The sequence below is a fragment of the Amycolatopsis coloradensis genome, from assembly GCF_037997115.1.
GTDB lineage: Bacteria > Actinomycetota > Actinomycetes > Mycobacteriales > Pseudonocardiaceae > Amycolatopsis > Amycolatopsis coloradensis_A.
The window spans coordinates 7,540,789-7,566,172 of sequence record NZ_CP150484.1 but is presented as its reverse complement, the minus strand read 5'-3'; the positions used below and the strand labels follow the sequence as shown (position 1 = coordinate 7,566,172).

At 68.5% G+C, this 25,384-nt stretch carries 30 protein-coding genes; 22 read left to right on the top strand and 8 right to left on the bottom strand.

Annotated features, from left to right (window positions below; genetic code table 11):
• The first annotated feature begins 61 nt into the window (after nt 1-61).
• From LCL61_RS35280 to LCL61_RS35265, 4 genes are all read left to right on the top strand, one after another.
• Entirely contained in the window at nt 62-427 is a 366-nt protein-coding gene (locus LCL61_RS35280) for a F0F1 ATP synthase subunit epsilon (protein WP_016336851.1), read from the top strand.
• Nucleotides 428-452: 25 nt separating this feature from the next.
• Nucleotides 453-887 carry a DUF2550 domain-containing protein gene (locus tag LCL61_RS35275; RefSeq protein WP_039915170.1) on the top strand — a complete coding sequence of 145 codons (435 nt, stop codon included), beginning with the start codon at nt 453-455 and terminating at the stop codon, nt 885-887.
• A gap of 54 nt (nt 888-941) precedes the next feature.
• Complete coding sequence (gene aroA, locus LCL61_RS35270; RefSeq protein ID WP_340683749.1) at nt 942-2,177, top strand: 3-phosphoshikimate 1-carboxyvinyltransferase; 1,236 nt, start codon at nt 942-944, stop codon at nt 2,175-2,177.
• Between the two features lie 89 nt (nt 2,178-2,266).
• Nucleotides 2,267-2,425, top strand: a complete 159-nt coding sequence (locus LCL61_RS35265; RefSeq protein WP_228688237.1) for a hypothetical protein — start codon at nt 2,267-2,269, stop codon at nt 2,423-2,425.
• A gap of 74 nt (nt 2,426-2,499) precedes the next feature.
• Here LCL61_RS35265 and LCL61_RS35260 read toward each other — a convergent pair whose 3' ends face one another.
• Nucleotides 2,500-3,072, bottom strand: a complete 573-nt coding sequence (locus LCL61_RS35260; protein ID WP_340683748.1) for a cob(I)yrinic acid a,c-diamide adenosyltransferase — start codon at nt 3,070-3,072, stop codon at nt 2,500-2,502.
• 61 nt (nt 3,073-3,133) lie between these two features.
• Here LCL61_RS35260 and murA point away from each other — a divergent pair, with 61 nt between their 5' ends.
• Nucleotides 3,134-4,408, top strand: a complete 1,275-nt coding sequence (gene murA / locus LCL61_RS35255) for a UDP-N-acetylglucosamine 1-carboxyvinyltransferase (protein ID WP_340683747.1) — start codon at nt 3,134-3,136, stop codon at nt 4,406-4,408.
• Here the strand turns inward: murA and LCL61_RS35250 are convergent, their stop codons facing one another.
• The 3 genes from LCL61_RS35250 to LCL61_RS35240 form a co-directional block, all read right to left on the bottom strand.
• Nucleotides 4,409-5,281, bottom strand: coding sequence for a trypsin-like serine protease (locus LCL61_RS35250; RefSeq protein ID WP_340683746.1), 873 nt, complete (start codon nt 5,279-5,281; stop codon nt 4,409-4,411). It abuts the gene before it with no gap.
• 77 nt (nt 5,282-5,358) lie between these two features.
• Complete coding sequence (locus LCL61_RS35245) at nt 5,359-6,027, bottom strand: LPXTG cell wall anchor domain-containing protein (RefSeq protein WP_340683745.1); 669 nt, start codon at nt 6,025-6,027, stop codon at nt 5,359-5,361.
• Nucleotides 6,028-6,088: 61 nt separating this feature from the next.
• Nucleotides 6,089-6,712, bottom strand: coding sequence for a LysE family translocator (locus LCL61_RS35240; protein ID WP_340683744.1), 624 nt, complete (start codon nt 6,710-6,712; stop codon nt 6,089-6,091).
• A 159-nt stretch (nt 6,713-6,871) separates the two neighbouring features.
• On the opposite strand from LCL61_RS35240, the gene LCL61_RS35235 reads away from it, so the two are divergent.
• The 6 genes from LCL61_RS35235 (at nt 6,872) to ehuA (ending at nt 12,723) form a co-directional block, all read left to right on the top strand.
• A complete protein-coding gene (locus tag LCL61_RS35235) occupies nt 6,872-7,438 on the top strand; it encodes a hypothetical protein (protein WP_340683743.1) in 567 nt (188 codons plus the stop codon).
• A 157-nt stretch (nt 7,439-7,595) separates the two neighbouring features.
• On the top strand, nt 7,596-9,575 hold the full coding sequence (locus LCL61_RS35230) for a protein meaA (RefSeq protein ID WP_340688751.1): 1,980 nt from the start codon (nt 7,596-7,598) through the stop codon (nt 9,573-9,575).
• 117 nt (nt 9,576-9,692) lie between these two features.
• Nucleotides 9,693-10,586, top strand: a complete 894-nt coding sequence (gene ehuB, locus LCL61_RS35225; protein WP_340683742.1) for an ectoine/hydroxyectoine ABC transporter substrate-binding protein EhuB — start codon at nt 9,693-9,695, stop codon at nt 10,584-10,586.
• Nucleotides 10,587-10,599: 13 nt separating this feature from the next.
• Nucleotides 10,600-11,295, top strand: coding sequence for an ectoine/hydroxyectoine ABC transporter permease subunit EhuC (ehuC, locus tag LCL61_RS35220; protein WP_340683741.1), 696 nt, complete (start codon nt 10,600-10,602; stop codon nt 11,293-11,295).
• Nucleotides 11,295-11,951: an ectoine/hydroxyectoine ABC transporter permease subunit EhuD gene (ehuD, locus tag LCL61_RS35215; protein WP_340683740.1), complete on the top strand. Its 657-nt coding sequence runs from the start codon at nt 11,295-11,297 to the stop codon at nt 11,949-11,951. The genes ehuC and ehuD overlap by 1 nt, the downstream gene beginning before the upstream one ends.
• Nucleotides 11,952-11,958: 7 nt before the next feature.
• The gene (gene ehuA / locus LCL61_RS35210) at nt 11,959-12,723 is read left to right on the top strand and encodes an ectoine/hydroxyectoine ABC transporter ATP-binding protein EhuA (protein ID WP_340688750.1); all 765 of its coding nucleotides are present in this window, start codon (nt 11,959-11,961) and stop codon (nt 12,721-12,723) included.
• A 119-nt stretch (nt 12,724-12,842) separates the two neighbouring features.
• On the opposite strand, the gene LCL61_RS35205 is transcribed toward ehuA, so the two are convergent.
• A complete protein-coding gene (locus LCL61_RS35205; RefSeq protein ID WP_340683739.1) occupies nt 12,843-13,403 on the bottom strand; it encodes a cysteine hydrolase family protein in 561 nt (186 codons plus the stop codon).
• A gap of 71 nt (nt 13,404-13,474) precedes the next feature.
• Between LCL61_RS35205 and LCL61_RS35200 the strand changes: the two genes are divergently transcribed.
• Together LCL61_RS35200 and LCL61_RS35195 are read left to right on the top strand one after the other, a co-directional pair.
• Complete coding sequence (locus tag LCL61_RS35200; protein ID WP_340683738.1) at nt 13,475-14,461, top strand: GlxA family transcriptional regulator; 987 nt, start codon at nt 13,475-13,477, stop codon at nt 14,459-14,461.
• Nucleotides 14,434-15,207 carry an enoyl-CoA hydratase-related protein gene (locus tag LCL61_RS35195; protein ID WP_340683737.1) on the top strand — a complete coding sequence of 258 codons (774 nt, stop codon included), beginning with the start codon at nt 14,434-14,436 and terminating at the stop codon, nt 15,205-15,207. Before LCL61_RS35200 ends, LCL61_RS35195 begins: the two co-directional genes overlap by 28 nt.
• A 6-nt stretch (nt 15,208-15,213) precedes the next feature.
• Here LCL61_RS35195 and LCL61_RS35190 read toward each other — a convergent pair whose 3' ends face one another.
• Nucleotides 15,214-15,756 (bottom strand): NUDIX hydrolase, encoded by a 543-nt coding sequence (locus tag LCL61_RS35190; RefSeq protein ID WP_340683736.1) that lies wholly within the window; start codon nt 15,754-15,756, stop codon nt 15,214-15,216.
• Nucleotides 15,757-15,793: 37 nt separating this feature from the next.
• Between LCL61_RS35190 and nucS the strand changes: the two genes are divergently transcribed.
• Entirely contained in the window at nt 15,794-16,453 is a 660-nt protein-coding gene (gene nucS / locus LCL61_RS35185; protein ID WP_340683735.1) for an endonuclease NucS, read from the top strand.
• 38 nt (nt 16,454-16,491) lie between these two features.
• Here nucS and LCL61_RS35180 read toward each other — a convergent pair whose 3' ends face one another.
• Nucleotides 16,492-16,758, bottom strand: a complete 267-nt coding sequence (locus tag LCL61_RS35180) for a hypothetical protein (protein WP_340683734.1) — start codon at nt 16,756-16,758, stop codon at nt 16,492-16,494.
• 350 nt (nt 16,759-17,108) lie between these two features.
• Here LCL61_RS35180 and LCL61_RS35175 point away from each other — a divergent pair, with 350 nt between their 5' ends.
• Together LCL61_RS35175 and LCL61_RS35170 are read left to right on the top strand one after the other, a co-directional pair.
• Entirely contained in the window at nt 17,109-18,071 is a 963-nt protein-coding gene (locus LCL61_RS35175; RefSeq protein WP_340683733.1) for a patatin-like phospholipase family protein, read from the top strand.
• Between the two features lie 44 nt (nt 18,072-18,115).
• Nucleotides 18,116-18,892, top strand: coding sequence for a hypothetical protein (locus tag LCL61_RS35170; RefSeq protein WP_340683732.1), 777 nt, complete (start codon nt 18,116-18,118; stop codon nt 18,890-18,892).
• 59 nt (nt 18,893-18,951) lie between these two features.
• On the opposite strand, the gene LCL61_RS35165 is transcribed toward LCL61_RS35170, so the two are convergent.
• Nucleotides 18,952-19,644: a hypothetical protein gene (locus LCL61_RS35165; RefSeq protein ID WP_340683731.1), complete on the bottom strand. Its 693-nt coding sequence runs from the start codon at nt 19,642-19,644 to the stop codon at nt 18,952-18,954.
• A 357-nt stretch (nt 19,645-20,001) separates the two neighbouring features.
• On the opposite strand from LCL61_RS35165, the gene LCL61_RS35160 reads away from it, so the two are divergent.
• The 6 genes from LCL61_RS35160 to dhaM all read left to right on the top strand — a co-directional run bounded on the left by LCL61_RS35160 (nt 20,002) and on the right by dhaM (nt 25,380).
• Complete coding sequence (locus tag LCL61_RS35160) at nt 20,002-21,699, top strand: sodium:solute symporter family protein (protein WP_340688749.1); 1,698 nt, start codon at nt 20,002-20,004, stop codon at nt 21,697-21,699.
• 10 nt (nt 21,700-21,709) lie between these two features.
• Nucleotides 21,710-21,967: a hypothetical protein gene (locus tag LCL61_RS35155; protein WP_340683730.1), complete on the top strand. Its 258-nt coding sequence runs from the start codon at nt 21,710-21,712 to the stop codon at nt 21,965-21,967.
• Nucleotides 21,968-22,014: 47 nt separating this feature from the next.
• Nucleotides 22,015-23,016 carry a DUF3558 domain-containing protein gene (locus tag LCL61_RS35150; RefSeq protein ID WP_340683729.1) on the top strand — a complete coding sequence of 334 codons (1,002 nt, stop codon included), beginning with the start codon at nt 22,015-22,017 and terminating at the stop codon, nt 23,014-23,016.
• A gap of 68 nt (nt 23,017-23,084) precedes the next feature.
• Nucleotides 23,085-24,086 carry a dihydroxyacetone kinase subunit DhaK gene (dhaK, locus tag LCL61_RS35145; RefSeq protein ID WP_340683728.1) on the top strand — a complete coding sequence of 334 codons (1,002 nt, stop codon included), beginning with the start codon at nt 23,085-23,087 and terminating at the stop codon, nt 24,084-24,086.
• A complete protein-coding gene (dhaL, locus tag LCL61_RS35140) occupies nt 24,086-24,709 on the top strand; it encodes a dihydroxyacetone kinase subunit DhaL (protein WP_340683727.1) in 624 nt (207 codons plus the stop codon). The genes dhaK and dhaL overlap by 1 nt, the downstream gene beginning before the upstream one ends.
• Entirely contained in the window at nt 24,706-25,380 is a 675-nt protein-coding gene (gene dhaM, locus LCL61_RS35135; RefSeq protein ID WP_340683726.1) for a dihydroxyacetone kinase phosphoryl donor subunit DhaM, read from the top strand. The genes dhaL and dhaM overlap by 4 nt, the downstream gene beginning before the upstream one ends.
• Nucleotides 25,381-25,384 lie beyond the last annotated feature (4 nt).

Sequence of the window (25,384 nt, the reverse complement as noted above, 5' to 3'; positions counted from 1 at the left end):
CGCTTACCGGGATCATTGACTATTACACTCGGTGCCAGCACCTGAGGTGAAGGGAAGCTACGTGGCTGAGATTTCTGTCGAGCTGGTAGCCGTCGAGCGCCGTCTGTGGTCCGGTACCGCCACGTTCGTGGTGGCGCAGACCACCGAGGGCGAGATCGGCATCATGGCCGGTCACGAGCCGGTTCTGGGCCAGCTCGTCGAGGGTGGCGTCGTGAAGGTGACGACCACGGACGGCGAGACCGTGACCGCCGCGGTGCACGGCGGGTTCCTGTCGGTCACCGCGACCGGTGTGAGCATCCTCGCCGAAAGCGCGGAGCTTTCGGACGAGATCGACGTCGACGCGGCCAAGAAGGCGCTGACCGGCGAAGACGAGCAAGAGCGGGCTAGGGCGACCGCCCAGCTTCGCGCGGCCGGTCAGTCAGTCTGACCGGGCGAAGGACAGGGGCCGGGCCGTGGAAATCGCCGTGGGTGTTCTCGGGGCCCTGACCATCCTGGCCGTCGTCGTGGCCTGGTATTCGTTGCGGTGGGTCCGGATGCGCCGCGGTGGTGGCGTGAGTGTCGCCCTGCGGTGGCGTCCGGACGAGGCGCGGTCCAGCTGGCATCTGGGGCTGGGCCGCTACGAGGGCGACGAGTTCGTCTGGTTCCGGGTGTGGAGCCTGCGGACCGGCCCGGACCGGGTCTTCCAGCGGGCGAGTATGGAGATCGCGGACCGGCGCGATCCCTCCGGCACGGAGGCGTACGCCGTCCCCGAAGGTTCGATCGTCCTGCGGTGTGAGTCCGCCACGCAGGAGGCGATCGAGATCGCGATGGGGCCCGGTGCCCTCACCGGTTTCCTCTCCTGGCTGGAGTCGGCCCCGCCGGGCCGCCGTCTCCCACGCGCCTCCTGAGTTCCGCCTTCGATCACGCGAGTTCGCCGTTCGGGCACGCCGTATGCTCACGCCGTGACCATCGTCGACATCCCCGGTTCGAAGTCGATCACCGCCCGAGGCCTGTTCCTCGCGGCCGCCGCCCACGGGACGACCGTGCTGGGCAGGCCGCTGCGTTCGGATGACTCCGAGGGCTTCGCCGAAGGCCTTCTCAAGCTCGGCTACCAGGTCTCCCGCTCCGAGTCGGAGTGGACCATTTCCGGCAGGCCCGAGGGCCCAGCCGTCGACAGCGCCGACGTCTTTTGCCGCGACGGCGCCACCACCGCGCGTTTCCTGCCCGCGCTGGCCGCCGCCGGGCACGGCACCTTCCGCTTCGACGCCTCCGAGCAGATGCGCGCCCGGCCGCTGGGGCCGCTGACCGACGCGTTGCAGGAGCTGGGCGTCGACCTGACCTTCGAAGGCTCGCCGGGGCACCATCCGCTGGTCGTGCGGGCCGACGGGATCAAGGGCGGGGAGCTGACGCTGGACGCGGGGCTGTCCTCCCAGTTCCTGACCGCGTTGCTGCTGGTCGGGCCGCTGACGTCCGAGGGACTGCGGATCACCGTGACGGACCTCGTTTCGGTGCCCTACGTCGAGATCACCATCGCGATGATGCGGCGCTTCGGCGTCGAGGTCGTCCGGGACGGCGACACGTTCGTCGTGCCGCCCACGCCTTACCGGGCTTGCCACTACGAGATCGAGCCCGACGCGTCGACGTCCAGCTACTTCTTCGCGGCCGCCGCGCTGACCGGCAACTCGGTGACCGTGCCGGGCCTGGGTGACCGTGCCCTGCAGGGAGATCTGGCCTTCGTCGAAGTCTTGCGGCAGATGGGCGCGGACGTCGAGGTGGGCCCGGACGCCGTGACCGTGACCGGGACGGGCGGGCTGCGCGGCGTCACGGTGAACATGCGCGACATCTCCGACACCGTGCCGACGCTCGCGGCCATCGCGCCGTTCGCGGACGGGCCGGTGCGGATCGAGGACGTCTACAACACGCGGATCAAGGAATGCGACCGGCTCGCGGCATGCGAGGAGAACCTGCGCGCGATGGGTGTCTCGGTCGAGACGGGGCGGGACTGGATCGAGGTCCAGCCGGGTGTGCCGACGGGGACGCTGGTGAAGTGCCGGCGGGATCACCGGATCGCGATGTCGTTCAGCGTCACGGGGCTGCGGACGCCGGGGATCACGCTGGACGACCCGGGTTGCGTGAAGAAGACGTTCCCGGGTTTCCACGACGCTCTCGCTTCACTGCGGGCTTCCTGGGGCATTTAGTCCTCTGAACGCGCCCGCGGAAACATGGGATCATCACGAAGCGGCATTTCTACCGGCCTTCCGGTGAGCCGCGCGGCTATTCTCGGCATATGACTCAGAGCGAGGACACGAACCGCTGGAGCCACCTTCCCGAGCCCGTGTCCCTGGAGGACACGATCACGATGAAGGCGATCGACCCGGGCAAGGACGGCACGCCCGACGTCGACCTCGAGCGCTATTGGGCAGCACAGGAACAGGGCCGATTGTGAGCTGAAGGACGCTTTCCCCGCATCCGATGTGGGGAAAGCGTCCTTCACCGCTTCTTACGAGGGGAAAGTCCCCTTCAGCTCGCGCCGCCGGGCTGCCACAGGATGTCGCCGTCCGGATTCGCCAGCCGGGACAGGATGAACAGCAGATCCGAGAGCCGGTTCAGGTACTTGATCGCCAGCTGATTGGTCGTGGCCTGCTCGGCCTCGAAAAGCGTCCAGCCGGAACGCTCCGCCCGCCGCGCGACCGTGCGGGCCTGGTGCAGGAACGCCGCACCCGGGGTGCCACCCGGCAGGATGAACGACGTCAGCTTCGGCACTCGCTCGTTGAACTCGTCGCACCAGCCTTCCAGCCGCTCGATGTACCGCTCGGTGATCCGCAGCGGCTCGTACGGCGGGTTCTCCACGATCGGCGCGCACAGATCCGCGCCGACGTCGAAGAGATCGTTCTGCACCGCACGCAGCACCTGCGTGATCTCCTCGGGGAGACCACCCATCGCGAGCGCGAGCCCGATGACGGAGTTGGCTTCGTCGACGTCGGCGTACGCACCCAGCCGTGGCGATGTCTTCGGCACGCGGGAGCCGTCGCCGAGCGCCGTGGTGCCGTTGTCGCCGACCTTCGTGTACACGCGGTTGATGCGTACGACCATGAAGCCGACTCTACCGGCCCGGCGTAAGGCAAATCCGGGCGAGAGGGCATGATTGGCGCCCATGAGCGAGCACTTCGACGTGCACGGCGGAGCACGGCTGGTCGGCGAGGTCGACGTGGTCGGGGCCAAGAACAGCGTCCTGAAACTGATGGCCGCGGCCCTGCTGGCCGAGGGTACGACGACCATCACGAACTGCCCCCAGATCCTGGACGTCCCCCTGATGGGCGACGTCCTGCGCAGTGTCGGCTGCGACGTCGTCATCGACGGCGACACCGCCAAGATCACCACTCCGGCAGAGCTGTCGCACCGGGCCGATTCGGCCGCGATGGGCAAGCTGCGCGCGTCGGTGTGCGTGCTGGGTCCGCTGGTCGGACGGCTCAAGCAGGCCGTCGTCGCGCTGCCGGGCGGTGACGCCATCGGTTCCCGTCCGCTGGACATGCACCAGAACGGACTGCGCAAGCTGGGCGCCACCAGCACCATCGAGCACGGCTGTGTCGTGGCGAAGGCCGACGGGCTGCGCGGCGCGCAGATCTGGCTGGACTTCCCGAGTGTCGGCGCCACCGAGAACATCCTGATGGCCGCTGTGCTCGCCGAGGGCACCACGGTCATCGACAACGCCGCGCGTGAGCCCGAGATCGTCGACATCTGCACGATGCTGATCGAGATGGGCGCGAAGGTCGAAGGCGCGGGCACCTCGACCCTCACCGTCGAGGGCGTCGAGAAGCTGCACCCCACCGAGCACCGCGTGATCGGCGACCGGATCGTCGGTGCGACCTGGGCGTTCGCCGCCGCGATGACCAGGGGCGACCTGACCGTCCGCGGCGTCAACCCGCACTACCTCGACCTGGTCCTCGACAAGCTCCGCCTGGCGGGCGCCGAGGTCGAGACGTTCGACGACAAGGGTTTCCGCATCGTCCAGAACGAGCGCCCGAAGGCCGTCGACTGGGTGACGCTGCCGTACCCCGGTTTCGCGACCGACCTGCAGCCGTTCGCGGTGGCGCTGTCCGCGGTCTCCGAAGGCACGTCGATGATCACGGAGAACATCTACGAGGCCCGGTTCCGGTTCATCGAAGAGATGATGCGGCTTTCCGGCGACGCGCGTACCGATGGCCACCACGCCGTCGTGCGCGGCGTGGAGAAGCTCTCGAGTGCTCCGGTGTGGGCCGCGGACATCCGCGCCGGTGCCGGGCTGGTGCTGGCCGGGCTGTGCGCGGACGGCGTCACCGAGGTCTGGGACGTCTTCCACATCGACCGCGGTTACCCGCACTTCGTGGAGAACCTGAACCGGCTCGGTGCCAGGATCGAGCGCGTGGCCGGGGAGCCTGACCGGGCTTGATCAGGGCAGGGCGACGAACGGCGCGAGGAAGTCACGCGACGTCGGTGAGTCCAGCCGGTAGGTGACGTTGGTGGCGTAGCAGGGTCCGTCGCCGGTGATGGTCGTCGACACCAGGACGCGCTCGCCGCCGATGGTGGCGAAGTTCGGCCCGCCGGAGTCGCCGTAACAGGCGCCGCCGTTGCCCTGGGGCGCCGTCATCGCCAGCCGCACCCACGTGTTGTTCAGCGCGTTGAAGGTGACCGGCGCCTTCATCCGGACTCCGCCGCCCGGATGGGTGTGCCCGCCCGGCGCGTTCACGGCCTCCTGCGTGCCGTAGCCGGCGACCACGAACGGCGTCGAGTTCAGCGCTTGCGGCCCGAGCGCGTCGAGCTGGCCGGCGCTCGGCAGCGTGGCGGGAGTGAAGGTCCAGCGCGCGGAGACCTGCTTCGCGGGCACCTGGACGACGGCGATGTCGTGCGAGTCGGCCGAGTTGCCGGGGTACCCGGGCTCGTTGTGCGCGACCCCTTCCACCGCGACGGCCTTGGCGATCGCCGCCGGGTCGCCGGGGTACTTCTTCGCCGCCGCGTCGAGACCCGCTTGCACGTCCTGGTCGAGCGAGACGAAGAACCGCACGTTGGCGGGCCAATCGGTGGTGCAGTGCGCGGCGGTGAGGAAGGTGTCGGCGTCGACCATCGTGCCCGAGCACACCCAGTCGACCCGGTCGGGGGTGGCGGGGTCGCCGTCGTTGTCCCAGGTCGCGACGAGGGCACCGACCTCGGTGCGCTCCGGTGCGGGCGTGGCGTTGTAGGAGTTGATCGCGGGCGCGGCGGTGGCGCCGCCCAGCAGCAGGGCGGCGGCCATCGCCGCGACGGCGGCGGCGGGGGTGAACCTCACGAAGGGCCTCCTCGTCTCGTGCTTCTGGAGACGGGATTCAACGTGGTGGACGCGGGAAAGTCATCCGCCGAAAGTAGTCACGCGTCCCTGCGCCGCCGGGTCCCCGTGTACAGCGCGGCACCCGCGGCCAGCGAACCCAGCCCGGTCAGCAACACGGGTTCGAGATCGAAACCGGTCTTGGCCAGCGAAGGGGGACTCGCGACCGCGTTGACCGCGCTGGCGGCGCGAGGTGCGACGGCCGCGGTGTGGGCCGCCGCCGGCACGACCGCGGGACGAACGACCTCGCCGTGCGGTCCCCCGCGCGGGGGAGTCTCGGCCGGAGGGTTCGTGGCGGGCGGTGTCCGGTCCGGCACGCAGGCGGTGTGCGCGGGATTGCCGCGCCCGACGCCGTGGTTGCGGTCGCATTCGTAACCCGCGTTGGCGTCCGAGCCGCCGGGCAGCTGTCCGGGCGGGTTCTTGTTGTCGGCCTTGCCGACGCAGCCGGCGCAGGGCTTCCCAGCGGCTTCACCGCCGCCGTTGCCGTTGGCCGACGGCGAACCGTCGCGTGTGGAGTCATAGGGCCCGTGCTTGTTGGCGCCGCGCCCGGAGAAGTCCGCTTTGGACGGAGGCCGCGGTTTGGTGGTGTCCTGGGCGCGTCCCGGCGGTGTGCCGCCGTTGCCGCGCTCGCCGGCCTCGGCCGGGGCCGCGCCGAGGAGAATGAGGGAGAAGGCGGCTCCGGCGAGAACGCCGTAGGTCTTCTTGTTCATCGAAGCCTCCTAAGGTCGCGCCATTGCGACATCCGGAGTATCGCGTAAACGACCGAAGGGGTTACTCGAGGACGAGAGCGGCGCCGAAGCCGACCAGCGCGGTCCCGGTGACGCCGTCGAGCGCGCGCCGGACCTTGCGGCGCTCCAGCCAAGCCCGCACGCGGTGCACGAAGAACAACAGCGTCAGCAGCCAGACCGCGCCCAGCACCGCGACGGTGTAGGCGAGCAGTAGCGCGTGCCACGCCGACGTCGTCACGGGGTCGAGGAACTGCGGCAGCACCGACAGGTACAGCACGAGCACCTTCGGGTTGGTGATGTTGGAAAGGAAGCCCTCACGGAAGCGGCGGAACCCGCTCGATCGTTGCTGCTTCACCGCCGCGACACCGGAGTAGTCACCTCGCCACGCGCCGCGCAGTGCCTGGAAACCGAGGAAGACCAGGTAGGCGGCACCGACCCATTTGAGCGTCACGAACACCGGCTGCGACTGCGCGATGACGACGCCGAGGCCGAGCGCGGCGGCGGTGCCCTGGACGGCGTTGGCCACGAAGATCCCGGCCGTGGCGAGGAACCCGCCGCGGGTGCCGCCGGAGAGCGAGTTCTTGAGCATCACCATCGTGTCCGGCCCCGGCGCGAGGACGATCAGGACGACGATGACCAGATAGCTGCTGTACGAACTCCACGTCACGGTCACCCACGCTAGACGCCGGGCACGGGCGAGTCTCGCGGATTTCGGTCACACTCACGACCCACCCGCGCCGACGACTCGGATAGGTCCGTTCGGCCCGGAATTTCACCGACGAACGGACACTGTCGCCCGCCCCCCGGACGGGTAGCATGCCGTGGCATGCATGAGGGGCAGATCGACCTCCTTCCGGGCGAACGGGTCATCTGGGCCGGGCAGCCGGTGCGCAGGCCCCTCTTCAATCCCGGTGACCGGTTCAACCTCCCCGTCGGACTGCTCTGGCTCGGTGGCGTCACGGCGTTCTTCGCCGCCAACCACGACACGGCGTTCCACATGGCCGTGTGGGTCGTGCTCACCGCCGCGGGCGTCTTCCATCTCGCCGGCAGGCCCCTGATCCGCTACCTCAGGCTTGCTTCGACGACTTATGCCGTCACGGACGGCAGGGTCATCGCGACCAGTTCGCTCGTCCGCCGCAAGGAGGAGTCCGCGGCGCTGGCCGGACTGGCGGATCCCGTCGTCACGCCCGGGCCGGGCAAGACCGGGACGATCACTTTCGGCAGGCTCGGCGTGCTGGCGTGGGCGTCGGCGAACTTCGGCGCGGGTACCGGGAAGGACCGCGAGCCGCCGGTCATCCTCGTGGGTGTCAGTGACGTGGCGAAAGTACGCGAGAAGCTCGCGAAAGCCGTCGACGAGGCACGACAGCGCCAGCGATCGATGGCCGGAGAATGACCCGACTGTGTCCGATTCAGCCGCCTGAGAATGACCCGACTGTGTCCGATTCAACTGCGCGACTGATGTTACCGGCCGGTACACTCGGGCGGTCGTCCAGCGCCGGAGGTGCACCGTGCCCTATCCCACGGACCGTGAACGGGACCGCCCCTGGGTGATGCGGACCTACGCGGGCCACTCGTCCGCGGCCGCGTCCAACGAGCTGTACCGCCGTAACCTCGCGAAGGGGCAGACCGGCCTCTCGGTCGCCTTCGATCTGCCGACGCAGACCGGCTACGACCCGGATCACCAGCTGTCCAAGGGCGAGGTCGGCAAGGTCGGCGTCCCGGTTTCGCATATCGGCGACATGCGGCGCCTCTTCGACGGCATCCCGCTCGCCGAGGCCAACACCTCGATGACGATCAACGCGCCCGCCATGTGGCTGCTGGCGCTCTACGTCTCCGTCGCGCGCGAGCAGGCCGAAGCCGAGGGCCGTGACGTGGACGAGGTGCTGGCCAAGCTCACCGGCACCACGCAGAACGACATCATCAAGGAATACCTCTCCCGAGGTACCTACATCTTCCCGCCGGGCCCGAGCCTCCGCCTGATCACCGACATGATCGCGTGGACCGTGCACCATGTACCGAAGTGGAACCCGATCAACATCTGCAGCTATCACCTGCAGGAAGCCGGCGCGACGCCGACGCAAGAGGTCGCGTACGCGTTGTGCACCGCCATCGCCGTCCTCGACGCGGTCCGCGACTCCGGACAGGTCGAACAGGACGACATGGCCAAGGTGGTCGCGCGGATCTCGTTCTTCGTCAACGCCGGCGTGCGGTTCGTCGAAGAGATGTCGAAGATGCGCGCGTTCACCGCGCTCTGGGACGAGATCACCCGGGATCGTTACGGCGTCACGGATCCCAAGGCGCGACGGCTGCGCTACGGCGTGCAGGTCAACTCGCTGGGCCTGACCGAGGCGCAGCCCGAGAACAACGTCCAGCGCATCGTGCTGGAGATGCTCGCGGTCTCGCTTTCCCGCGGCGCCAGGGCGCGCGCGATCCAGCTGCCCGCGTGGAACGAGGCGCTCGGCCTGCCCCGGCCGTGGGATCAGCAGTGGGCGCTGCGGATGCAGCAGGTGCTCGCGTTCGAGACCGACCTGCTGGAGTACGAGGACATCTTCGACGGCTCGCACGTCATCCAGGCCAAGGTCGACGAGATCATGACGGGCGCGCGCGAGGAGATCGCGCGCGTGCAGGATCTCGGCGGCGCGGTGGCGGCCGTCGAGAGCGGCTACATGAAGTCCCAGCTTGTCGCCTCGCTCGCGGAGTACCGGCGGGGTATGGAGAACGGCGAGCGGATCCTGGTCGGGGTCAACAAGTTCGAGACCACCGAGCCGTCCCCGCTGCAAGCCGAAGGGGCCAAGGCGATCGAAACGATCGACCCCGCCGTCGAGAAGCAGGCGGTCACCGCGATCGAGGAATGGCGGACGCACCGCGACAACGCGGCCGCCGAGTCGGCGCTGGAGAAGCTGAAGGCCATCGCGAAGACGTCGGAGAACCTGTTCGAGGCCACGATCGAGTGTGCCCGTGCCGGGGTCACCACCGGCGAATGGTCGGGCGCGCTGCGCGAGGTGTTCGGCGAATACCGCGCTCCCACCGGGGTTTCCGCGTCGGCGGCCGCGGGTGAGGGCAACGAGGAGATCCGCCGGGTCCGCGAGCGGGTCAAGGCGACGAACACCGAGATCGGCGAGCGGCTGCGGATCCTGGTCGGCAAACCCGGCCTCGACGGGCATTCCAACGGCGCCGAGCAGGTGGCCGTGCGGGCGCGTGACGTCGGTTTCGAGGTGGTGTACCAGGGCATCCGGCTCACCCCGGAGCAGATCGTCGCGGCCGCCGTCCAGGAGGGCGTGCACGTCGTCGGGCTTTCGGTGCTCTCTGGTTCGCATCTCGAGGTCGTGCCGCAGGTGGTGGACGGCTTGCGGGCCGCGGGCGCGGGCGACATCCCGGTCATCGTCGGCGGCATCATCCCGCCGGACGACGAGAAGCTCCTTCTGGAGCGGGGGATCGCGAAAGTGTTCACGCCGAAGGACTACGAACTCACCGACATCATGGACGGGATTGTCGGATTGGTACGGGAGCGCCACGGTCTGAGCACCTAAAGTCACCGTAAATCTCGGTACCGTAACAGCGGGTGGTTCGTCACCCGCTCACACTGCTCACGCCTGGGTACCCACCTACGTTTCGATTAAACCGATTAATCGAAAAGAGGTGCCGCGATGGTGCACGGCGAATGGTCGAGGCGGGAGTTCTTCCGGCGGTCAGCGGTTCTGGGTGCGGTGACGATCGGTGGTCCGGTGCTGCTGTCCGCGTGCACGTCTACGTCCTCCGGGGACGCGCTGCAGGCGGCCAAGGACGCGAAGAAGATCAAGATCGGGATCGCGAACGAAGCGCCGTACGGCTTCACGGACCAGAGCGGCAAGGTCACCGGCGAGGCGCCCGAGGTCGCCCGCGCCGTCTTCAAGGCCATGGGCATCGACAACGTGGAAGCCGAAGCGGTCTCCTTCGACCAGCTGATCCCCGCGCTCAACGCCAGGAAGTACGACGTCGTCGCGGCCGGGATGAACATCAAGAAGGAACGGTGCGACGCGGCGGCCTTCTCGATCCCCGACTACTCGGCGCTGACCGCTTTGCTGGTACCCAAGGGAAATCCGCAGCAGGTGCTGAAGTTCGAGGACATCGCGGCCAAGAAGGTCAAGGTCGCCGTGCTCTCGGCGGCCGTGGAAAAGGGGTACGCCACCGACTCCGGCGTCGTCGAGGACCAGATCGTCACCCTCGATTCGCAGGACAACATGCTCCGCGCGGTCACCGACGGCCGCGTCTACTGCGCCGCGCTCACCGACATTTCCCTCAAGGACGTCCTGGCGAAGAGCCCCGGCGCGGCGGCCGAGGTCACGCCCGGCTTCGCACCGGTCAAGGACGGCAAGCCGGTCGTGTCCGCGGGTGCCTTCGTCTTCCGCAAGGACGACAACCCGTTGCGTGAGGCGTTCAACGCCGAACTCAAGAAGCTGCACGACAGCGGCGAATGGACCAAGATCGTGACGCCGTTCGGCTTCTCGGCGGACAACCTGCCGAAGGCCGACGTCACCACCGAGAAACTCTGCGCGGTGTGACGGGGCGAACCACATGTCCTCGTCGGTATCGCATATCATCACGTCCGTCCTCAGTGGACTGACCGCGACCGTTGTCGCCGCCGTCGGCGGGATCGCGCTCACCGTGGTGCTCTCGCTGGCCGCCGGGCTCGCGCTGGGATCGCCGTCCCGGACGGTGCGGGGGATTTCCCGTGTGTACGTCGAGATCTTCCGCGGCACCTCGGAAGTCGTCCAGCTGTTCTGGCTGTACTTCGTGCTCCCGGTGCTGGTCGGCTTCCAGCTGGTGCCGATGTTCGCCGGGATCCTGGTGCTGGGGCTCAACCACGGGGCCTACGGCGCGGAGATCGTCCGCGGCGCGGTGAATTCGGTCCCGCGCGCGCAGTTCGAGGGCGCCGTCGCGCTCAACCTGAGCCCGGCCCAGCGGATGCGGCGGGTGATCCTGCCACAGGCGTTCGCGGAAATGCTGCCACCGTTCAACAATCTCTTCATCCAGTTGCTGAAGAGCACCGCGCTGCTGTCGTTCATCGCCGTCCCGGAGATGGCGCGGCAAGGTGAACTTTTGCGGCCGGTGTTCGGCGCCGAGCTCGGCTGGATCTACGGCACCGAACTCGTGCTCTACCTCCTGCTCGCGTTGCTGATCACCAGCGGGATGCGGCTGCTGGAACGGATCGCCGCGCGGCGTCTCGGCCGGGCCCCGGCCAAGATGACGGCCACCGCGGGAGGTGTGTGATGGATTGGAGCTGGGAATCCGCCGCGAAATCGGTTCCCCTTCTGCTGGAAGGGCTTCTCGTCACCGTCGAGATCACCTTGCTGGCCTCGGTGGTCGCGTACGCGCTCGGCCTGGTGTTCGCGCTGATCCGCCGGACGGGGATTCCCGTGTTGTCCCAGGCGGTTCTGCTGTTCATCGAGTTCGTCCGCAGCACGCCCTTGCTGATCCAGGTGTTCGTGCTCTACTACGTGATCCAGCCGGTGGGTGGCATGACCTTGTCCCCGTTCGCCACCGGCGTCATCGCGCTCGGCGTGCATTACGCGACGTACGCGGCCGAGGTCTACCGTGCCGGGATCGAGGCTGTCCCGAAAGGACAGTGGGAGGCCGCGACCGCGCTGAACCTCCCGAGGTCGCGGGTGTGGACCGCGGTCGTCCTGCCGCAGGCGGTGCCGCGGGTGCTGCCCGCGCTCGGCAACTACACGATCTCGATGTTCAAGGAAACGCCGTTGCTGCTGGCGATCGGCGTCGTCGACGTCCTGGCGAGGGCGAAGGAGGTCGGCGCCGACACGTTCCGCGTCGTCGAGCCGTACACCCTGGCCGGGGTGCTGTTCCTGCTGGTGAGCCTGCCGGCTTCGATTCTGGTGAGAAGGTTGGAGCGACGTGCCGCCCACAGTTGATTCCCCGATGATCAGGTTCTCGCAGGTGGTCAAGTCCTATGGAGACCACGTCGTGCTGCGCGACCTCGATTTCACCGTCGCGCCGGGGGAGTTCGTCTCGCTGATCGGGCCGAGCGGGTCCGGGAAGACGACGATCCTGCGGCTGCTGATGACACTGGAGAAGGTCGACGGTGGCACCATCGAGGTCTGCGGCGACTATCTGAGCCATATGAAGCGCGGCGAGAAACTGGTACCCGCGGACGAGAAGTACCTGCGGGAGGCGCGCAAGCGGATCGGCATGGTGTTCCAGCAGTTCAACCTGTTCCCCAACATGAACGTGCTGCGCAACATCACCGAGGCGCCGATCCATTCGCTCGGCGTCGCCAGGGACGAGGCCGAGGCGCGGGCCGCCGAACTGCTGGAAATGGTGGGGCTCACGGACAAGAAGGACGCGCACCCCACCCGGCTTTCCGGTGGCCAGCAGCAGCGCGTCGCGATCGCCCGCGCGCTCGCGATGCGGCCGGACGTGCTGCTGCTGGACGAGGTGACGTCGGCGCTCGACCCGGAACTGGTCGCCGACGTCCTGCGCGTGCTACGCGAGATCGCGACGTCCACCGACATCACGATCCTCTGTGTCACGCACGAAATGCAGTTCGCGCGGGACGTCTCGGATCGGGTGATGATGTTCGACCAGGGGCAGGTGCTGGAGGACGCCACGCCCGACAAGCTGTTCAACGACCCGGAGCACGACCGGACGCGGCGGTTCCTCAAGGCGGTCATCGACCGGGCGTGAGGGGCGGCCGGGAGGGGCAGCTGCGGGAGGGCCTCGGTACAGGGGGTCGTGAGTGGTAAGTGTCGTTAGAACGACACTTACCACTCACGACCACCCCGCCCCATCCCGGTCCGCCGGTCTCAAAGCCTCCCGAGGATCTCCTTCGTCGAGGTGACCGTGGCGAACCCGCCCCCGTGCAGGTTCGTCGCGGTCGCCTTGGAGAGCTCGTCCGCGGTCAGGACGCTGCCGTCCGGCCCGGCGAGGTCGAAGGTGAAGGTGGCGTCGAGCGCGAAAGTCACGTCGTAGCCGAGGTTCCCGCCGACGCGCGCGGTGGTCTCGCAGCAGAAGTTCGTCTGGATCCCGGCGAGCACGAACGACGTGATGCCGCGAGTCTTCAGCCAGCCGTCGAGATCGACGTCGCCGTGGAAGGCCGAGTTGACCTTCTTGCCGAACACCAGGTCCGCGCGCACGCCGTCGAGTTCGGGCTTGAAGTGGTTGCCCTCCTGCCCCGGCCGCAGCGACGAGCCGGGTTTCACGGAGTCGTGGTGCACCAGCACGATCGGCAGCCCGCGCTCCTGGTAGGCGTCGACGAGCGCCTTGATGTTGGCCTCCGCGCCGGGGTTGTTGCGCGGGCCCCAGACGGGCTTGTCGAAGCCGCGCTGGACGTCGATCACGATCAAGGCCTTGTTCTCAGTAGTCATGGCTTCGAGTTTCACGCGTTCCGCCGTCGCCGGGGAGTGGCAGAAGAAGCGCGATGCGGTACTTTCCTGCCATGCGAACCGTGGGTGTGCTCCTCCTGCCGGGCAGCCGGTCCTTCGATCTGGGTGTGATCGGCGAGGTCTGGGGCGTGGACCGGACCGACAGCGGTATCGGTCCCTTCGAGGTCCGGCTCTGCGCGTCCGGCCGCGGCTCGATCGCCGTCCATCCGTTCGGCCGGATCGAGGCCACCCATGGGCTGAGCGGGCTGGCGGGCTGTGATCTCGTCCTCGTGCCCGGCCGGGTGGATCCGCACGCCGGGGTGCCCGCGGCCGCCGTCGCCTCGCTGCGCAAGGCGCACCGGGCGGGGATCACCGTGGCGTCGCTGTGCTCCGGGGCCTTCACGCTCGCCGCGGCCGGGTTGCTCGACGGCCGGTCCGTCACCACGCACTGGCGGCTGCTGGACGACCTCGAAGCCGCCGCTCGCGACGCCGTCGTCCAGCGGGACGTCCTGTTCACCGACGAGGGCGACGTCCTGACCTCCGCCGGGGTGGTCGGCGGGCTGGATCTCTGCCTGCATCTGGTGCGCCGCGAGCACGGCGCCGAGGTCGCCGCCGCTCTCGCCCGGCGGCTGGTGATGCCGCCCGCGAGGGAAGGCGGCCAGCGGCAGTTCGTCGACAACCCGTTGCCGCCCAAGCCGTCGAGGCCGAGCGTGTCGTCCACAATGGACTGGGCGCTGGAGCGGATCGCCGACGACATCGGCGTCGACGACCTCGTCGGTCACGCCGGGCTGAGCGAGCGGACCTTCCACCGCGAGTTCGCGGCGGCCACCGGCGTGACACCGGGCCGGTGGCTGCGCGCGCAGCGGGTGCGGCTCGCGCGGCGGCTGCTGGAGACCACCGAGCTCCCGGTCGAGCGGGTCGCGCAGCGTTCCGGCCTCGGCACCGCCGCCAACCTGCGGCGAAGGCTCCGTGCCGACGTCGGTGTCGGGCCCGATTCGTATCGCCGGACGTTCCGGTCGGTTACCGTCGAAGCATGGCCGAGTACGAGCACATCCTCGTGAAGCGGGACGGCGACACCGTCACGATCACCATGAACCGCGCCGCGCGGCGGAACTCGCTGTCGGCGGACCACCTCGCCGAGCTGCTCGCGGCGTTCCGCGAGGCCGGGGACACCGACGCCACCGGGATCGTCCTGGCGGGCGCCGGGCCGGTGTTCTCGGCGGGACACGACTTCGGCGACGTCGCCGCGCGCGACCTGATGGGCGTGCGCGAGCTGCTGCGGCTGTGCACGGAGCTGATGGGCACGATGCAGTCCGTCCCGCAGGTCGTCGTCGCGCGGGTGCACGGGCTCGCGACCGCGGCGGGCTGCCAGCTGGTGGCCTCGTGCGACCTCGCCGTCGCCGCGGAGTCCGCCGGTTTCGCCCTTCCCGGTGGCAAGGGCGGCTGGTTCTGCCACACGCCCGCGGTACCGGTGGCGCGCGCGATCGGGCGGAAACGCCTGATGGAGCTGGCGCTCACCGGCGACGTCGTCGACGCCGCGACCGCACTGGACTGGGGCCTGGTGAACCGCGTCGTGCCGGACGACTCGCTGGACGAAGCCGTCGCTTCGCTGCTCGGTCGTGCGACGCGAGGGAGCCGGGCCGGCAAGGCGATGGGCAAGCAGACCCTCTACGCACAGCTGGACCGGCCCGAGGCCGACGCCTACGCGCTGGCGCTGGAGGTGATGGCTTCGGCTTCGCAGCTGCCCGGCGCACGTGAGGGGATGGCGGCCTTCCTGGAGAAGCGTTCCCCGGTGTGGCCCGACTGAGCGGGTTCAAAGCGTGCGTTCGCGCATGAGCAGAAGCGTGTAGGCGGCCAGCGTCTGTGCGTCGGTGATGTCTCCCGAAGCGATCATCTTCTCGAACTCCCCGCGTTCGATCCATGCCGTCCGCATGTCCTGCTCCTCGACCTCGCGCTGGGCTTCACCCTGCGTGAGATCGGTGGCGAGGAACACGTGCCCGCGCTGGCTCGAAAACCCGGGCGCGACGTCGGTCAGGCCGAGGTCGGCCATCGAGCCCGCGATCAGCCCGGTCTCCTCCCGCAGTTCGCGGGCGGCGAGTTCGAGCGGCGGGACGTCGGCCAGCTCGGGCGCGGTGCCCATCGGGAACTCCCAGCGTCGCATCCCGACCGGGTAGCGGAACTGTTCGACCAGGTGAAACCGGGCACCGTCGAACGGGATCACCACGGCACAGGCGGGTTTGTCGACGACGGCGTAGATCCCCTCGGAACCGTCGAGCCGCCGGATGGCGTCCTCGCGCAGGGTCATCCAGTTGTTCCGGTACACCTCGCGGGAGCTGACACGCTGAACGGGGTCCATGCGCACAGTATCGCCGTGCTTGTCCTACCCTCGCGGGGTGCGCCTTGTGATCGCTCGCTGCCAGGTCGACTACGCCGGCCGTCTGACCGCCCATCTGCCGATGGCCACCCGGCTGCTGCTCGTGAAGGCCGACGGCTCGGTGTCCGTGCACTCGGACGACCGCGCCTACAAGCCGCTGAACTGGATGAGCCCGCCGTGCTGGCTGATCGAGGACGGCAAGCTGTGGATCGTCGAGAACAAGCAGGGGGAGAAGCTCGTCATCACGATCGACGAGATCTTCCACGACCACCCCCAGGAACTCGGCGCGGAACCGGGACTGCAGAAGGACGGCGTCGAGGCGCACCTTCAGGAACTGCTCGCCGAGCACATCAAGACCCTCGGTGAGGGCTACACCCTGGTGCGCCGGGAGTTCCCGACCGCGATCGGGCCGGTCGACATCATGGCCCGCGACGCCGACGGGGCCAGTGTCGCCGTCGAGATCAAACGGCGCGGCGAGATCGACGGTGTCGAGCAGCTGACGCGATACCTCGAACTGCTCAACCGCGACCCGCTGCTGGCGCCCGTGCAGGGCGTCTTCGCGGCGCAGATCATCAAGCCGCAGGCGCGAGTGCTGGCCGAGGACCGGGGGATCCGGTGCCTCACGCTGGACTACGACGCGTTGCGCGGCATCGAGTCGGACGAGTTCCGCCTCTTCTGAGCCTTCATGTACCAGGGGTCGCCGCCTGATCTCAGCGATCACCAGCAGGTGTGCCCGCCAGGGTGGGTTTCGGAATAGCGCTTGATCGCTGTGCAGTTGCCTAAGTAGGAGCTGTAGTCGTCGAGACTGCCGAGGACTCCGTCCGGTGAAGGTTCGGCATAGACGCCGGGGGCAAGCATCACCATCTTGTCGCCCTCGACGCACTCGTGCTTGTGCTGGTCGGCGGGGTCGCCGCCATGGAGGTTGTCGTCGATGACGGCGGCGAGCTTGTCGCCACCGTCGCGGCTGTGGGGCTCTCCGTGCATGCCGCCGAGAACCCCCCGAGCAGAACCACTGTGAAGATCATCGCGACGCGCTTCATGGAGCGAAGTCGGGCACGGTCCACCGCGTGTTACCTGACTCGCTGCCACTGCGGACACTGAACAGCCGATATCGAATCGAGTCCTCGGATTCGTATCTGCATTCTTTCTCGCGACACGGAATGCCCGAAAGGGCGGCGGGAAATTAACGAACTCGCGTTCTTCCGCAAAAGAACCAGCTGTTTCCGGGTCATTCGGGTGAATGCTGGATTGACCGGTCTCGCGCTGTGTCACACTCGATTTCCGCGAGGGGTACCGCCGACATACGGCGGTCGTGGGCGCAGAGGTGAAGTGTCATGGCTGATTCTCCGAAGTGTGTCGATCTGGTGCTGGAAGGCGGCGGCGTCAAAGGCATCGGGTTGCTGGGCGCGGTGCTGGAGTTGCACGAAGCCGGTTATTCGTTTCCCCGGATCGCCGGGACGAGCGCCGGTGCGATCGTGGCGACACTGGTCGCCGCTTATCAGAAGGCCGGGAAGGATCTCGGCGGCCTGGAAGCGGTGATGAACGACCTGGACTGCCGCCGTTTCCAGGATCAGTCCCTGCTCGACAAGGTCGCCGGCCCGGTCGGTGACGGCATCGATCTGCTCCTGCACTACGGGATGCACTCCGGTGATTATCTCGCGGAATGGCTCACGCCGTTGCTGGAAGAGGTCGGCGTGCGCACTTTCGCCGATCTCGCCATCGATGATCCGGAAAGTACTTTGCTTCCGTACCAACGGTATTCCCTTGTCGTCCACGTCAGCGACCTGACCCGCCGCGTACTCGTCCGGTTGCCTTGGGATTATTCCCAGTACGGCCGTGATCCCGGTGCGGAGAAGATCGTCGACGCGGTCCGCGCGTCCATGTCGATCCCGCTGTACTTCCGGCCGGTGCAGTTCGACGTCCGCCCCGGGGGCACCGTCACCTGGGTCGACGGAGGGTTGCTGTCGAACTTCCCGATCACCGTCTTCGACCGGACCGACACGAAGAAGCCGCGGTGGCCGACCTGGGGCGTGAAGCTTTCCGGGGAGCCAGTGGGCGGCAGGGACAAACCGGTGAAGAGCGCGTTGCGAATCGCCATCGGTTCGCTCGAAACCCTGATGTCGGACTGGAATCGTTACCGGTTGCACGAGGAGGGTGTGAATCGGCGGACGGTGTACGTCGACACGACCGGGGTTTCCGCCGTCGACTTCGGGCTCGGCGAAGAGGAGAAGAAGCGCCTCTTCGAAAGCGGGCGGGAGGCCGCGCGGCGGTTTCTGGAAAAGATTGTGCCGCAGTGAACTCGCCGGCGGTATTCCGGTGGGATGAGGGATAGGAGGATCCCATGCGTTATCGCCCGATCGGCAGTGACCCGGCGGACGGCCGCCTCGGCCGGTTCGTCCCGGACGACTGGCGCCACGTCGAGCGCTATCCGCTGACCGCGCTGGCCACCGAGGACCGGCCCACCCGGTCGCCGGTCGTCATCGGTGTCAACTGGTACAAGGAATTCGACGTACCGGAGAAGGACGAGAAGTCCGGCGAGTTCTTCGTCGCGAAGGGCGGCGCGAAATCGCTCACCCGGATCCGCGGCGGGCACTGCGTCTGCCTCGAACCCGGTGAATCGGCCGATGGCGAAACCCAGTACACCTTCTACGACCAGGGCAAGGAAGGCGCCTGCGTCGGCTTCGGCTGGTCGCGCTGCATGACGATGTTCAACGGCGACCTGTACGCCGCGCGGTGGCTGTGGGACCAGTCGAAGCTGCGTGACGAATGGGGCGAGACCAACCCCGGCGACAACAACGGCACGTCCGTCCGTGCGGCGGCCGAGGTCCTGCTCGAACTGGGGCACGTCCCGTGGGCGGAGACCTACGCCGACGACGACCACGTCAAGCGGGCCGCCTACACGCCCGACGTGAAGAACGGCATCCAGGCCTACCGCTGGGCGAAGACGGTGGACGAGGTGCACGAGGTCCTCGGCAACGCGCGTGCCGACGAACTCGGCGCCGTGCCGTTCCTCAACTCGTGGGGCTCGGGCTACCCGCACCGCACGTACCTGCCGGACGACGTCCTCGCCCGGTTGATCGAGGAGGACGGCGAAGTGGGCCTGCCCACGGACCGGTAAACCCCCACCGGTCACGGGAAAGGGCCGTTCCTGACCGGGACGGCCCTTTTCCGGTGGTCCTAGCGGTCGAAGGTGATCCCGGTCCGCACTCGCATCTCCGCTTTGGGACAGTCCGAGCCGGCCGTGCGTTCCGCGGTGAACAGGTACCCCTGGTCGCTCGCCACCGGGAACTCGACCCGCACCAGCCTGTCGCGGGACACGGCCTCGGCGACCACCGCGCCGCCGACCGAGACGTGCCACCGCACCTCCGCCGCACACTCGGGCAGCTCGACGGAAAGCCCGCCCACTCCTCGTTTCGACGGCCGGTGGACACCCGAGAACAGGGTCTCCACCTTCTGTCCCCGGAACAATTCGTACCGGTGGACCGGGGCACAAACCGTCGCCTCGCTCGCGTTGGCGCATTCCCGCCAGGTCAGGGGAGCGTCGCCGCCGACGGCTTCGGTGTTCACGTGGTCCGATGTCAGCGAAATCAGGAGGCTGAACGCGCCGCCGAAGGCGATGAACACGACGGCGTTCACCGCCGCCGCCAGGACCGCGCGCACTCGCCGTCGCACGGTTTCGGCCCGCTTCCGCGCCGCCGCCTCCACTTTGTCCAGCAGCCCGGGATCGTTCGTGGCCGCCGAGACGAGCAGCGCGAGATCGCGCGCCGTCCCCTTGGCGGCAAGGTACGCCGTCCAAGCCGTCACGACCGCGACCAGCGCGCTGAGGATGCCCGCGATCCAGGACAACCGTTCGATCCACTCCCAGGACACCCGCGCAGTCAAGCGGGGCGAGCCGGGATCGGAACACGGCAGTTCTGCCGGTCATCGGCCGAGCGAGAACCTTGCTCAGGCACGGAGCTGACTCGCGTCAGACACTGGTTCGCGCTGCTCGGCGTCTACTTCGGGGAATCTCGCCAGACGACGGCGATCACGAGTCGAATCCATCGACCACGCCTCTGGCAACGCCGCCGGAAACCGGACAAGAATTGTCAAGAACAACCCCATTTCAGACACGTCAGGGCGGTCGCCGCCCACCCGCACTGCCGCTCCTGAATCCATGCAGTATGGTCCGCGATTGACGCGATACCGGCGTTTCTCGTGGACATTTTCACTATGGAGGTGAGTCGGTTGCACGTGCTGGCCGATGCGAACCTGCGGCTCGACGCAAGTCCGATCGACTACGTCCTGCTCGCCTTCTATTTCGCGCTGGTGCTCGGCATCGGGTACATGGCGCGAAGGTCGGTCTCGAGCAGCCTCGACTTCTTCCTCTCCGGCCGCTCGCTGCCCGCCTGGGTCACCGGTCTCGCCTTCATCTCGGCGAACCTCGGCGCGGTCGAGATCATGGGCATGTCGGCCAACGGCGTGCTCTACGGCCTGCCGACGGTCCACTACTTCTGGATCGGCGCGATCCCGGCGATGCTGTTCCTCGGCATCGTGATGATGCCGTTCTACTACGGCTCGAAGGTCCGCAGTGTCCCGGAGTTCATGCTCCGCCGGTTCGGCAAACCCGCCCACCTGGTCAACGGCATCAGCTTCGCGAGCGCGCAGATCCTCATCGCGGGCGCGAACCTGTTCCTGCTCGCCAGCGTGGTGAACCTCCTGCTCGGCTGGCCGCTGTGGGTGTCGATCATCGTCGCGGCCGCGGTCGTGCTCTCCTACACCGCGCTCGGCGGCCTCTCCGCCGCGATCTACAACGAGGTCCTGCAGTTCTTCGTGATCGTCGCGGCGCTGCTGCCGCTGACCATCGTCGGCCTGGTGAAGGTCGGCGGCTGGCAGGGCCTGGTCGACAAGGTCACCGCGAGCCCCGGCGGCGACGCGCAGCTGCACTCGTGGCCGGGTGACAACCTCACCGGCTTCGGCAACAGCTTCCTGTCGATCCTCGGTCTCGTCTTCGGTCTCGGTTTCGTGCTGTCCTTCGGCTACTGGACCACGAACTTCGTCGAGGTCCAGCGTGCGATGGCGTCGAAGAGCATGTCGGCCGCGCGGCGGACGCCGATCATCGGCGCCTTTCCGAAGATGCTGGTCCCGTTCATCGTGATCATCCCCGGCATGATCGCCGCGGTCACCGTTTCCGAGTACGTCCAGGACAAGCAGGTCCTGCTCGACGGCGGCGACGCGCCGAGCGGCGTGACCGCGAACAACGCCATCCTGCTGCTGATGCGCGACCTGCTGCCCAACGGCATGCTCGGGGTCGCGCTCGCCGGTCTGCTCGCCTCGTTCATGGCCGGGATGGCCGCGAACCTGAGCTCGTTCAACACCGTGTTCACCTACGACATCTGGCAGTCGTACGTGAAGAAGAACGAGACGGACGGCTACTACCTCCGGCTCGGCCGCCTGGTCACCGCCATCGGCACCGTGCTCGCGATCGGCACCGCGTTCATCGCGTCGAACTCCGGGAACATCCTGACCTATCTGCAGGACCTGTTCTCCTTCTTCAACGCGCCGCTGTTCGCCACCTTCATTCTCGGCATGTTCTGGAAGCGGATGACGCCGACGGCGGGCTGGGTCGGCCTGGTGTCCGGTACCGCCTCTGCGATCACCGTGTGGCTGCTGTCGCAGGCCGGGGTCCTCGGGCTCACCGGGCAGGGCATCAGCTTCGTGGCCGCCGGTACCGCGTTCGTCGTCGACATCGCGGTCAGCGTCGGGGTCTCGCTCGCCACCGCGCCGAAGCCGGAGGCCCAGCTGGTCGGCCTCGTGTACTCCCTCACCCCGAAGGAGTCGCTGAAGCACGACGAGACCGGCGACGACGCGGGCTGGTACCGCAAGCCGGGACTGCTCGCGGGCATCGTGCTGATCCTGACCATCGTGCTCAACATCATCTTCTAGGAGGCCGGAGATGGCTGCGTCGCAAGCTCCCAAGAAGGCCGGCGTCTTCGACATCCGGCTGATCATCGCGCTGCTCATCGGCGGTTACGGGCTGGTGCTCACGATCATGGGCCTCTGGTTCACCACCGACGAGGAGCTGACCAAGGCCGCCGACGTCAACATCAACCTGTGGGCGGGTATCGGCATGCTGGTGTTCGCGGCGCTGTTCGTGCTGTGGGCGAAGCTGCGGCCCATCGTGGTGCCGCCGAGCACCGACGACGGGGAATAGCCGGGTTGTCCGGACACCGGCGGGGAGCTCCGGCTACCGTGCACTTCGTGCTGTTCAACGCTCGACGTCGCCGGATCGCGTCCGTGCTGGCCCTGGTGGCCGCGCTCGGCGCGGTGTCGGCCTGCGGTCAGAACCTCGGCAAGTCCAACTTCGCCCGCACCACCGTCGCCGCCGAACCCGGCTCCGGCAACGGCTCGGTGCCCGACGGGGACATCAACGACCCGGCGGTCACCCCCGCGGTGCTGCGCACGATCGACCCGTGCGGGCTGGTGAGCAAGGAAGTGATGGGCGGCCTCGGCACGCCGGAGGACCCGACGGCGAACCTCAGCTCGTTCGGCACCTGCCGGGCGAAGGCCGTGGACGCCGGAGGCAAGGCACTCACGGTCAGGGTCGAAATCGGCGCGTCGATCTACTCCTCGATCAACGGCGTCACCGTTTCGGCGGTCGACGGGCTGCCGCAGATCGAGCGCAAGGACAAGGACGGCAAGAGCTGCGACGTCGGCATCATGACTCTGCGCAAGCCCGAGCGCGGGATCAACTTCTCGGTCACCTACGACGGCGGCGACCCGTGCGCGACAGGCCGTGCGGTGGCCGCGAAGGCCGTGAAGAGCCTGCACGCGTCACCGGCGAAGTACCCGGCCGTCGCGGGCACGCTCACCGGTGTCGATCCGTGCACCGCCGCCGACACCGCCGTCCTCAACGAGGTGGTGCCGCACGGCGCCGCCACGCTGAACTCCTTCCACTTCTGCGACTGGACCCCGGGCTCCAATCCGCGGATCTCGATCGGCTTCCGCCGCGCCCTGCCGCCGGCCGAACGCGACGGGAACAAGAAGGTCGACATCGACGGCGTCGCCGTGTACCAGAAGGCCGGCAGCGGCAGCGACGCCGAGTGCAAGATCGAGTGGCAGCACAAGCCGTGGGCGGACGACGAGGTCGAAATCGTCAGCGTCAGCTACAAGAACTACGACGAGAAGTCCGACGAAGCGGCGTCGTGCGGCAAGGCGGCCAAGGTCGCCAAATCGGTGATCTCCAAGCTGCCGAAGCCCTGACGCTGGCGGCATCCGGCCGGGCGAGGTAGGAAGGGGACACCCCACCCGCCGACGGCCGGAGGCCACCCTTGAAGAAGATCATCAACGACCCGAAGACGGTGGTCGCGGAATCCCTGCGCGGACTCGCCGCGGCGCACGCGGACGTCCTGCGCGTGGAGGACGACCCGGCGCTCGTGGTGCGGGTGGACGCGCCCGTGGCGGGCAAGGTCGCGGTGATCTCCGGCGGCGGCTCCGGGCACGAACCGCTGCACGGTGGCTTCGTCGGGCACGGCATGCTCGCGGCCGCCGTCCCGGGCGCGGTGTTCACCTCGCCGACGCCGGACGCCGTGGAGGCCGCGGTGAAGGCCACCACCGGGGACGCGGGCGCGTTGCTGATCGTGAAGAACTACACCGGTGACGTGCTCAACTTCGAGACCGCCGCGGAACTCGCCGCCGCCGAAGGGCTGGACGTGCGCAGCGTGGTGATCGACGACGACGTCGCCGTCAAGGATTCCACCTACACCGCCGGCCGTCGCGGGGTCGGCGGCACGGTACTGCTGGAGAAGATCACCGGTGCCGCCGCCGAACGAGGCGACACGCTCGACGCGGTGGAGGCCTTGGCGCGCAAGGTGATCGGCCAGGTGCGGTCGATCGGCGTCGCGCTCACCGCGCCGACCGTGCCCCACGCGGGCGAGCCGAGTTTCGACCTCGCCGACGACGAGATCGAGTTCGGCATCGGCATCCACGGCGAACCCGGTATCGAGCGGACCGCGGTGGTGACGGCCGACGAACTCGTCGCGCGCATGGTGGAAGCGGTGGTCACGGACCTGCCCTTCGCCGAGGGCGACAAGGCCCTGCTGTTCACGAACTCGATGGGCGGGACCCCGCTGGTCGAGCTGTACCTGGCGCACGGGATCGCCGAGCGGCTGCTGGCCGAGCGTGGCATCGTGGTCGAACGGCGGCTGGTGGGGCCGTACATCACCAGCCTCGAGATGCAGGGGATGAGCCTGACGTTGCTGAAACTGGACGACGAGCTGACCGAGTTGTGGGACGCGCCGGTGAACACCCCGGCCCTGAGGTGGGGAGTCTGATGGCCTGCACCGCCGAGACGCTCGCCGCCGCCTTGCGGGCGGCGGCCGCGGTGATCGCCGAGCATCGAGCCGAACTGGTCGAACTCGACCGCGCGATCGGCGACGCCGACCACGGCGAGAACATGGACCGCGGGTTCGGTGCCATCGTGTCCGCTTTGGACACCGCGACTCCCGAAACCCCCGCCGCGGTCATGAAGCTCGCCGCCACGACTTTGATCTCGAAGGTCGGCGGCGCGGCGGGCCCGTTGTACGGCACGGCTTTCCTGCGCGCGTCGGTCAAGCTGGGCGACGCGGCCGAAGTGGACGGCCCGCTGCTCGTCGAGGCCCTGCGCGCGGCACTCGAAGGGGTGCAGGCACGAGGCAAGGCCGTCGGGGGAGACGCGACCATGGTCGACGCCCTGATCCCCGCCGTCTCCGCCGCCGAGGAAGCCTCCGGATCCGGCATCGCGGAGATCCTGTCCGCGGCGGCGGACGCCGCGGACAAGGGCGCCGAGTCCACTGTGGAGCTCGTGCCGCGCAAGGGCCGGGCCTCGTACCTCGGCGATCGGGCGATCGGGCATATGGATCCCGGTGCCCGTTCGACGGCGCTACTGCTGCGCGCGTTCGCGGAGGCCGCCAAGTGAGCGTCGGAATCGTGCTCGTCTCCCACAGCGCCAAACTCGCCGAAGGGCTCGCGGAACTCGCCGCGCAGATGGCGCCGGACGTCACCATCGCGGCGGCGGGCGGCCTGGCCGACGGCGGGATCGGGACGGATTACGACGAGGTCGTCGCCGCGACCCAGCGTGCCGATTCGGGCGCGGGCGTCGTCCTGCTGTACGACCTGGGCAGCGCGCAGATGACCGCGGAACTGGCCGTCGAATCGCTCGCCGACCCGTCCGCCGCGGTCGTCGTGGACGCGCCGCTGGTCGAAGGCGCGATCGCCGCCGCCGTCGCGGCGCAGGGCGGGGCGGACCGCAAGGCCGTCGCCGAAGCGGCCGCGGCGGCGGGCGCGCCACCGGACCTGACGTTCGACGAAGGTACGCAGGACGACGAGAGCAGTGTCGAACTCACGCTGCGGAACGACGTCGGGCTGCACGCGCGGCCCGCCGCGGTCCTGGTCCGCAGTATCGCGGGGCTGGACGCGCAGGTCACCGTGCGGCTCGGCGACGAGACCGCGGACGCCAACAGCGTGCTCGCGCTGATGGCGCTCGGCGCTCGTCAGGGTGACCGGATCGAGGTCCGCGCGAAGGGGGCGCAGGCCGAGGAAGCACTCGCCAAGGTCAAAGACCTCGTCGACCAGAACTTCGGCGAGTGAGCTG

Coding starts and splice junctions, on each gene's coding strand:
- LCL61_RS35265 (WP_228688237.1), top strand. CDS start 2,267: ATGACTCAGAGCGAGGACACGAACCGCTGGAGCCACCTTCCCGAGCCC.
- LCL61_RS35260 (WP_340683748.1), bottom strand. CDS start 3,072: ATGGTCGTACGCATCAACCGCGTGTACACGAAGGTCGGCGACAACGGC.
- murA (WP_340683747.1), top strand. CDS start 3,134: ATGAGCGAGCACTTCGACGTGCACGGCGGAGCACGGCTGGTCGGCGAG.
- LCL61_RS35245 (WP_340683745.1), bottom strand. CDS start 6,027: ATGAACAAGAAGACCTACGGCGTTCTCGCCGGAGCCGCCTTCTCCCTC.
- LCL61_RS35235 (WP_340683743.1), top strand. CDS start 6,872: ATGCATGAGGGGCAGATCGACCTCCTTCCGGGCGAACGGGTCATCTGG.
- LCL61_RS35230 (WP_340688751.1), top strand. CDS start 7,596: ATGCGGACCTACGCGGGCCACTCGTCCGCGGCCGCGTCCAACGAGCTG.
- ehuB (WP_340683742.1), top strand. CDS start 9,693: ATGGTGCACGGCGAATGGTCGAGGCGGGAGTTCTTCCGGCGGTCAGCG.
- ehuC (WP_340683741.1), top strand. CDS start 10,600: ATGTCCTCGTCGGTATCGCATATCATCACGTCCGTCCTCAGTGGACTG.
- ehuD (WP_340683740.1), top strand. CDS start 11,295: ATGGATTGGAGCTGGGAATCCGCCGCGAAATCGGTTCCCCTTCTGCTG.
- ehuA (WP_340688750.1), top strand. CDS start 11,959: ATGATCAGGTTCTCGCAGGTGGTCAAGTCCTATGGAGACCACGTCGTG.
- LCL61_RS35205 (WP_340683739.1), bottom strand. CDS start 13,403: ATGACTACTGAGAACAAGGCCTTGATCGTGATCGACGTCCAGCGCGGC.
- LCL61_RS35200 (WP_340683738.1), top strand. CDS start 13,475: ATGCGAACCGTGGGTGTGCTCCTCCTGCCGGGCAGCCGGTCCTTCGAT.
- LCL61_RS35195 (WP_340683737.1), top strand. CDS start 14,434: ATGGCCGAGTACGAGCACATCCTCGTGAAGCGGGACGGCGACACCGTC.
- LCL61_RS35190 (WP_340683736.1), bottom strand. CDS start 15,756: ATGGACCCCGTTCAGCGTGTCAGCTCCCGCGAGGTGTACCGGAACAAC.
- LCL61_RS35180 (WP_340683734.1), bottom strand. CDS start 16,758: ATGCACGGAGAGCCCCACAGCCGCGACGGTGGCGACAAGCTCGCCGCC.
- LCL61_RS35175 (WP_340683733.1), top strand. CDS start 17,109: ATGGCTGATTCTCCGAAGTGTGTCGATCTGGTGCTGGAAGGCGGCGGC.
- LCL61_RS35170 (WP_340683732.1), top strand. CDS start 18,116: ATGCGTTATCGCCCGATCGGCAGTGACCCGGCGGACGGCCGCCTCGGC.
- LCL61_RS35155 (WP_340683730.1), top strand. CDS start 21,710: ATGGCTGCGTCGCAAGCTCCCAAGAAGGCCGGCGTCTTCGACATCCGG.
- dhaL (WP_340683727.1), top strand. CDS start 24,086: ATGGCCTGCACCGCCGAGACGCTCGCCGCCGCCTTGCGGGCGGCGGCC.